This is a genomic window from Streptomyces sp. PU-14G (genome assembly GCF_041028275.1).
Taxonomy (GTDB): Bacteria; Actinomycetota; Actinomycetes; order Streptomycetales; family Streptomycetaceae; genus Streptomyces.
Window position 1 is genome coordinate 1 of record NZ_JASKYT010000350.1, and the last position, 7868, is coordinate 7868.

Annotated in this window: 8 protein-coding genes; 2 read left to right on the forward strand and 6 right to left on the reverse strand. The window is 73.6% G+C overall.

The features are described from left to right. Positions 1-15: 15 nt before the first annotated feature. Together erm and AB8Z75_RS28415 are read right to left on the reverse strand one after the other, a co-directional pair. Positions 16-861, reverse strand: a complete 846-nt coding sequence (gene erm, locus AB8Z75_RS28410; protein ID WP_369206900.1) for a 23S ribosomal RNA methyltransferase Erm — start codon at positions 859-861, stop codon at positions 16-18. A gap of 326 nt (positions 862-1187) precedes the next feature. Beyond that, entirely contained in the window at positions 1188-1715 is a 528-nt protein-coding gene (locus AB8Z75_RS28415; RefSeq protein ID WP_369206902.1) for a hypothetical protein, read from the reverse strand. A 245-nt stretch (positions 1716-1960) separates the two neighbouring features. On the opposite strand from AB8Z75_RS28415, the gene AB8Z75_RS28420 reads away from it, so the two are divergent. Together AB8Z75_RS28420 and AB8Z75_RS28425 are read left to right on the forward strand one after the other, a co-directional pair. Continuing rightward, positions 1961-2164: a hypothetical protein gene (locus tag AB8Z75_RS28420; RefSeq protein ID WP_369206904.1), complete on the forward strand. Its 204-nt coding sequence runs from the start codon at positions 1961-1963 to the stop codon at positions 2162-2164. 162 nt (positions 2165-2326) lie between these two features. After that, the gene (locus AB8Z75_RS28425) at positions 2327-3706 is read left to right on the forward strand and encodes a radical SAM protein (RefSeq protein WP_369206914.1); all 1380 of its coding nucleotides are present in this window, start codon (positions 2327-2329) and stop codon (positions 3704-3706) included. 120 nt (positions 3707-3826) lie between these two features. Here the strand turns inward: AB8Z75_RS28425 and AB8Z75_RS28430 are convergent, their stop codons facing one another. The 4 genes from AB8Z75_RS28430 to AB8Z75_RS28445 form a co-directional block, all read right to left on the reverse strand. Next, positions 3827-4345, reverse strand: a complete 519-nt coding sequence (locus AB8Z75_RS28430) for a DinB family protein (RefSeq protein WP_369206906.1) — start codon at positions 4343-4345, stop codon at positions 3827-3829. Positions 4346-4620: 275 nt separating this feature from the next. Next, complete coding sequence (locus AB8Z75_RS28435) at positions 4621-5553, reverse strand: cellulose-binding protein (RefSeq protein WP_369206908.1); 933 nt, start codon at positions 5551-5553, stop codon at positions 4621-4623. Between the two features lie 78 nt (positions 5554-5631). After that, complete coding sequence (locus AB8Z75_RS28440) at positions 5632-6642, reverse strand: LCP family protein (protein WP_369206910.1); 1011 nt, start codon at positions 6640-6642, stop codon at positions 5632-5634. Positions 6643-6783: 141 nt separating this feature from the next. Further along, positions 6784-7868, reverse strand: a 1085-nt coding sequence (locus AB8Z75_RS28445) for an SUKH-4 family immunity protein (protein ID WP_369206912.1), incomplete at its 5' end; no start/stop codon positions are given.

Here is a 7868-nt window from a genome sequence, read left to right on the forward strand (position 1 = left end):
CCTCAGGTCCCCGCCTCAGACCCCCGCCTCAGGCCCCTGCCTCAGGCCAGCACCGGACTTCTCCCACGGGCGCCCCTCCGCCAGGTGGAAGAGTTCCGCCCACTGCGGGGCCGTCAGCGACTTGGGCAGGGCGGAGGGGGACAGCCCCTCGCGGCGCAGCCACGGGACGATCCGCCGCCGGGGCAGGCCGCGTGCGGCGAGCGGCAGGATCTCGGCGAGACCACGGCCACGGCCGGTGAAGACCCGGTGGACGAAGTCCTGGTACCGCTGCCGCGTGCCGGCCGCCAGCAGCGGCTCGGGACGGCGGGTGACGGTCAGCAGGCCGCCGTCGACGCCCGGCCTGGGGCGGAAGGCCCTCGCGGGGACGCGCTCGACCAGCCGGAACTCGTACCAGGGCCACCACTGGGCGGTCATCATCGTCGCGCCGCCCACGCCCGCGCGCCGCCGCGCGACCTCCCACTGGACGAGGAGGACCGCGTCCGTCCAGCCGGGCGCGTGCAGGATGCGGCGGAACATGGCGGTGGTGTGGTGGAAGGGAAGGTTGCCGACCAGGACGTGCGGGGTGCGGGGGGCCTTCCAGCGCAGGAAGTCGGCCTGCCGCACGGTGGTGGAGCCCGTCACCCGCCGGCGGAGGCGGGCGGCCATGCGGCCGTCCACCTCCAGGACGGTCAGCGGCCGGCCGAGCCGCTCCAGTGGCACCGTCAGCGCGCCGTCACCGCCGCCGATCTCGATGACCGGCCCTCGGGTGCGGGCGACGAGGGAGACGAACCCGCGGATCGTCGCGGGGTCGGTGAGGAAGTTCTGGCCGAGTTCGTGGCGGCCGTCGTGAAAGGTCGTGTGTCGTGTGCTGTGCCTGGGCACGGGAACTCCGCGGCTTCGGGGGAAGCCGGGCAGCGCGAAGAGCCGCCCGGCGCTGACGCGCTGAAGCGGCGGAGCTTCTCGCAGGGGAAGACGGCCGCCGCTACGGGCGGCGCGGGCGCGTCATGGCGGCGCACGCGGCACAGGCGCACGCCGCGAAGGCGCAGGAGCAGGCAGACATGGGACGCACTCTAGGCGGCGCTCCCAGGGGCGCCAACCGAATTACCGGGCCCGGCACGCGGGAAGGGCGCGGCTCCCACGTAAGCCGCGCCCTTCGTCCGTGGCGGCTGCCCTCGCGGTGCAGCCTGGCCCTCACAGGCCGAGCGTCGTCACCTGCCGAACATGCGGCCCATGCTCTGCGGGCTCAGGAGACTTCCGGTCTCGGCGCCGTCGACGGGACGCACGGTCTCGCGCATGCCGTGCTCCCGAGCCTGCCCGTCGCCCATGCCGTGCTCCCGAGCCTGTCCGTCGCCCATGCCGTGCTCCCGGGCGTGCCCGTCGCCGTTCATACGGCCCTGCTGGTCGCCGTCCATACGGCCCTGCTGCTGCGGGAGCGTCTGCGGACGCAACTGCGGACGCAACTGCGCCTGCTGCGCCTGCTGCGGCAGCGTCTGCATCTGCGGCTGGGGCCCGGCCTGTTCCGGTCCGCTCTGCTGCTGCGGCCCACCCTGCTGCTGAGGCTCCCTCTGCTGCTGGGGTCCGGCGGGCTGCTGAGGTGGCAGCTGGTGGGCGTGCGGGGCGCTGCCGCCCTGGTCGCGGCCCCCCTCGTGGACGGGGCAGGCAGCGGCCGTGCCCCCCGCGGCGAGCAGCACGGTGGCGGTCAGTGCGGCGGTGGCGAGCGCGGTGCGCTTGAGCATGGGGTGCCTTTCTCGTGTTCGAGGCGGCCAGTCCCGGCGACGGGGCGTGGCGTCCACCCGGACGGGCGGATGCGGACACGTGCGGGCCTGCCCGGGGTGCGGTGGCGCCATTCGGGATGTATGCGCACTTCACTCGATATACCGGAACCGAGGTGGGGCGTGCTGACGAGCCGGGGACCGGGAGCCGAGGGCGCGGGAGGTCCCCCGCGGGTGCGAGGCGTTGGCCTCGGCTGCACGCTGGGGGTATGACTCCACCGATCGTCGTACACCCTCCGTCCGCCGCCGGAGCACGGAAGGTGACCGCTCACACGGAGAGTCTCGGGTTCGCGCACAGGCCCGAAGACGTCGTCGAGTTCCTGCGCCGGGCGGGGCTCGACCCCGCCGACATCCAGCTCGACGACCCGAACCTGATCGAGTGGCGCGGCGGCGGCCCCGACGTGTGGGAGTGACCGGGGCGGCAGGCGGCCGAGACCGGCCCTGGCAGGCGACCGAAACCGAACCAAGAGGGCAGGTGTGCGGCTCATTCGGACGCGGGAGTACCGTCGGGTACGCCCCCGGGCCGCGAAGTGAGGAGCCGATCGCACATGCCGCCAACGCCCACTCCCCTGCCGATGCCGTCCCGCCTGCCCTCTGGCAGGGCCCCGCAGCACGAGCAGGAGCAAGGCAACAGGACCGCCCTGGTCGAGGACCTGATGCAGCGCTTCGAGCACATCCCGCGGGAGGCCGTGCTCAAGGAGGACCTGCTCCGCGGCGGGATGGCCTTCGACGACTCGGCGCTCAGCGACACCACCGACGAGGCCACCGGCGAGGTGAAGCCGAAGTCGTACTTCATCTTCTCCTTCGACCACCGCACCCTGCCCGAACTGGGTGAGGCCGCGCTGCGCCGCCCGCCGGAGGAGGTCGTGCTGACGGGCGGCCCGTACGACCTGCGCCGCACCGTCGTCTCCGTACGGGTGAACCCGGACTCGCCGTACCGCGTGCAGGCGGGCGAGGACGGCGCTCTGGGGCTGTACCTGGACGGGAAGCGGATCGCGGATGTCGGCCTGCCGCCGATGCCAGACTACTACCGGCACGCGCTGGCGAACGGGAAGTCCGTGATGGAGGTGGCGCCGACCATCCAGTGGGGCTACCTGATCTACCTGACCGTCTTCCGGGTGTGCCAGTACTTCGGCGCCAAGGAGGAGTGCCAGTACTGCGACATCAACCACAACTGGCGCCAGCACAAGGCGGCCGGGCGCCCCTACACGGGCGTCAAGCCGGTCGAGGAGGTGCTGGAGGCGCTCCAGATCATCTCCGACCACGACACGCTCGGCGCCTCGCACGCCTACACCCTCACCGGGGGTTCGATCACCTCCAAGGTGCAGGGCATGGACGAGGCCGACTTCTACGGCCGGTACGCCAAGGCCATCGAGGAGCGCTTCCCGGGGCGCTGGACCGGCAAGGTGGTGGCGCAGGCACTGCCCAAGGAGGACGTGCAGCGCTTCCACGACTACGGCATCAGCATCTACCACCCCAACTTCGAGGTGTGGGACAAGCGGCTGTTCGAGCTGTACTGCCCCGGCAAGGAGCGCTACGTCGGCCGCGAGGAGTGGCACCGCCGCATCCTCGACTCGGCGGACGTGTTCGGCCCGCGCAACGTGATCCCGAACTTCGTCGCGGGCGTCGAGATGGCCGCTCCGTATGGCTTCGGCTCGGTGGACGAGGCGATCGCCTCCACCACGGAGGGCCTGGACTTCTTCATGGGCAACGGCATCACCCCGCGCTTCACCACCTGGTGCCCGGAGCCGACCACGCCGCTGGGCAAGACGAACCCGATGGGTGCGCCGCTGGAGTACCACATCAGGCTGCTGGACGCCTACCGCAGCGCGATGCAGCGGCACGGGCTGTCCTCGCCGCCCGGGTACGGTCCGGCGGGCGCGGGCCGTGCGGTCTTCTCCGTCAGCTCGTTCATGGACACGCTCCCGGCGGAGGAGGGCGCGCCCGTCGCGTAAGGCAGACCCCGCGCCCCGAAGGGGCGCGGGGACCGGCGCGACAAGCCACGACCCACCCGCAGCCCGCACACTGCGAGCAGTGTCACCCCCTGCCGGAGCAAGCCCGAAAGCGCCTAGCGCCTAGCGCCCTGTCGCTCCGTCGGTCTGCTCGCGGAGGATGTCGGCGTGGCCGGCGTGGCGGCCGGTCTCCTCGATCATGTGGACGAGCAGCCACCGCATCGTCGGGCCTTCGGCCCCCGCGCGCAGCGAGCGCGCGCCGCGGCGGCCGAGGTCGTCGCAGGAGGCGATGACCTCGTCCGAGGCGCGGATCGCGTCCTGGTAGGCGGCGATCAGCGCCTCGCCGGTCTCCCCCGCCTCCGGCGGCGCGTCGTCGTCCAGCGGCTGCTCACCGCCGTCGCCCGCGTAGGCCCACACGAACCAGTTGTGCTCGACCCGGGTCAGGTGTTTGACGAGGCCGAGCAGGCTGGTGCCCGACGGCACGCCCGGCGCGAGGCCGACCTCGTCGGTGAGCCCGGCGGCCTTGGCGATCACCGCCTCCCGCATATATCCGAGGAAGGCCGTCAGGGTCTCCCTCTCATCGCCCTCCGTTCGGGGCGGCCCTACATCTCCACGCGCGGAAAACCCGGTCACATCAGTCATGCGCCCGACTGTAACCACAATTGGCTGGCGGGCGCCCCCGCCTGCTGGTTGGCTACGGTGATGACTCCCCCGCACCCGCCCGTTCCCGTGGCCGGCACGAGTGGCGAGGCSGGGMGGCCACCGGGGGTTCGCCGTCGTCGCCGGGTGCGGCTCTGCCGGGAGACCACCGGGGGGCCGCCGCCGTCGCCGAGTGCGGCTCCGCCGGGAGGTCACCGGGGGTTCGCCGTCGTCGCCGGGTGCGGCTCTCGTCGTGTCCGCTCTTCCCCAGCCCCGGGTCAGTCCTGGGAGGCGGGGGCCGACTGGGGCGGGACGGTGGCGGTGTCGGGCGCCGCCTCGGGAGCGCGGCCCGTCAGCGCGGCGAGCGACGAGCGGACGTGCGCCATGTGCTGCCGCAGCTCGTCGGCCCGCTCGGTGTGCTCCCTCAGCACCCGCTCGGTCTCCCGCGCGATGCCCTCTTCGCGCACGCGGGCCTGCGCCAGCAGCTCCTCGCCCTGCGCGACCGCGTCCTCGTGCCGGTGCCGTGCCCACTCCTCGGCCTGGGCGTGCTGCCGCCTGGCGTCGGCCAGTGCCCGCGCTCCGCGCTCTTCCAGGTCGGCGGCGTGCGCCGCGAACGCGGCCTCGTTCTGCGCGATCTCACGATCGGCGGCATCCGACTCGGCCGCCTGTTCCTTCTCCTGTTCGGCCAGCAGCGCGGAGCACCTGCGCGACATCTCGCGGAGCGCCTCGGCGGCCTCGCGGCCGGTCTTGTCGGCGTGGTCCCGTGCGTGGGCGCGCAGCTCGTCGGCGTGGTCCTGGGCGGCGTCGACGGTGCGGGCCGCGGCGGCCTCGGCGTCGGCACGGCGGCGGGCGGCGGCTTCCTTGGCGCCGTCCTGGAGGGAGCGGGCTTCTTCCTCGGCCCGCTCGGTCAGCTCGTGGGCCTCGGCCTCGGCCGCCGCCCGCAGGTCCGCCGCCTCCGCTTCCGCGGTGCCGAGGAGCCCCTGGGCGCGCGGGCCGAGCGCTTCGTAGGTCTGCGGGGGCAGGGCGGCGGCGACGTCGTGCAGCCGCTGCGCCTCCTCCGCGGTCTCCTCCGCGAGCCGGGTGAGCTGCGCGGTGCGGTCCCAGGCGGCCTCGCGCTCCGCGTTGAGACCGCTCACCCGGGCGTCGACCTGTTCGGGCCGGTATCCGCGGCCCCTGACGACAACGAAGCCGTGCGGCGACGACGCACTCATTTCGAGCCCCTTATCTCGGTTCCCGTCTCCTGATGCGGTCCCGGCGACCACGGCGAGACCGGCTCGTCCCAGGATGCGCTACTTCACCGTGGTTGCCGTAATCGGCACATCCTGGCGCAACTGATCAAAAAGTTCGCGTGACCCGGATGGGTGCCAGACGACGACGCTTCCGACGCCCGGCACGCTGAGCCCGGGGTTCGCCACCGGCACGGTCGTCGTACCGCCCTCGCCCGCTGTCAGCCCCCTGATCTCCCAGCCCATCCGTGTGAGTGACCCGACGGAGTCCATCCGGTCGACGGTCACCGCGTCCAGGGCCGAACCGAGGAAGGGATAGAGCCGGAACGGGTCGGCCACCACGTCAGCGCCCGTGCCCTCCCGCACGAGAGCGCTCAGCAGTTTCCGCTGCCGTTTGACCCGCCCCAGGTCGCCCTCCGGGTCGCTGTAGCGTGCCCGCACGAACGCCAGGGCCTGCCTGCCGTCCAGCGTCTGGCATCCGGCGTCCAGGTCGGCGCCCGCCTTCTTGTCCCGCAGGGGCTCGCCGAGGCAGACGCGTACCCCGTCGAGTGCGTCGACGACGTGCGTGAAGCCGAGGAAGTCGATCTCCGCGTAGTGGTCGAGCCGCAGCCCCGTGGCCTCCTCGACCGTGCGCGTCAGCAGCTCGGGACCGCCCAGCGCGTACGCCGAGTTGATCTTTCCTTTCCCGTGGCCCGGGATCGGCACGTAACTGTCGCGCGGGATGCTCACCAGATACGGTCCCGCCGCACCGTAGTGCAGCACCATCACCGTGTCCGTGTTGCGCTGCCCGCCGCCGCCGACGTGCAGTTCCTCGCGTTCCTCGCGGCTCAGGTCCGCACGGGTGTCCGAGCCGATGATCAGCCAGTTGGTGCCCTCGCCGCGCGCCGGGCGGTCCGGGTAGTCGGTGAGGGCCTCCGTCTGCTGAAGCCGGGTACCCGCCCACAGGTACGTCGCCGAGACGGCCGCCGCCGCGACGAGGACCACCGCGAGCAGCACCACGATCACGACCCGCGGCCACCGGCGCCTGCGGCGCGGCCGACCCGCGCGATAGACGGTGCTGCTCTCCCCGTACATGGACCGAGGGTCCCCCGCGGCGCCCCGGCCCGCGCGCCGCCGTGGTCCGTCCGGCGGAGGGGGCGCGCCGCCCCGGCACGCCCCCGGATCACCCTCGGGTCATTCGGGGGGTCGGGTCATTCGGGGGGGGGCACCCTCGGATCAGAACAGCCCGTCCCACATCTGTTCGAGCAGCACGGACCACCAGTTCTCGGGCGACCCCAGCGCCGGGGCGTCGAGCGCCGCGAGCTGGGCCTGGAAGTCGACGGTCCACCGTCCGGCCTGCTCAGGCGTCAGACCGAACCGCAGCCGCCACATCCGCCCCAGCATGGCCACGCAGCGCGCGAACTCCGGCAGCCCGGTGTTGACGAACTGCGGAGGCGCGGGCTGCCCACCGGGCCCCGCCTCCAACGGCACGGCGACGATGTTCGCCGTGCCGTACTGCACGCACAGCTGCCGCCCGAAGTCGCTGCCGACCACCAGGTAGGAGCCCGCGTCGGAAGCGGCGGCGACGCCACGCTCCTGCGCGAGCTCGGCCAGCGTGGGGATGGGACGTCCCGGCTGGGCCTGCCCCCAGAAGAAGGGGCCCAGATCGAGGGGGACGCCCGCCCACACGAGGGTCTGCGCGACGATGTCGGGCACACCCTGGCGGGAGACGGCCCGCTGGTCGAACCGGAAGACCCCCTGGGGCCCGAACGCCTGCATCAGCTCCTGCCCGATCGCGTCGGGCGGGATGGGCGGAGCGGGCGGGACCTGTCCCGGCGCAGGCAGCGGCACCGGATTGGGCGCGGGCCGCGCCGGCCCGTCGGCGACCTGGTGCAGCTCGCCCTGGTGCTCGATCAGATGCCGCATGCCCTGCTGCCGGGAAGCGTGGTCGGTGCCGTACGAGGCGGTGTGGCTGACCCGCACCTGGGGCCAGGTCTCGCGGATCATCCGGGCGCAGTACCCGCCGGGCAGGTCGCAGGGCTCCAGCTCGGTGTGGAGCTCCACCACCTGCTGCGGGGGCACGTTCATGGCCCGCAGCTCGTGCAGCAGCTGCCACTCGGGGTGCGGGGCACCCGGTGCGGAGCGGCGGATGAGCTGCTGCTCGGAGCCGTCGGGCGCCCGGTACCGCAGCGCGGCCATGTAACCGGGGCCCACGGTGGGCTGCCCCGGCTGCGGCTGCGGGGCGGGACCCGCACCCGGCGGCGGCGTCCCCGCTCCGGGCACCATGCCGGGGGCGGGGGCGCCGGGCGGCGGCGTGCCGG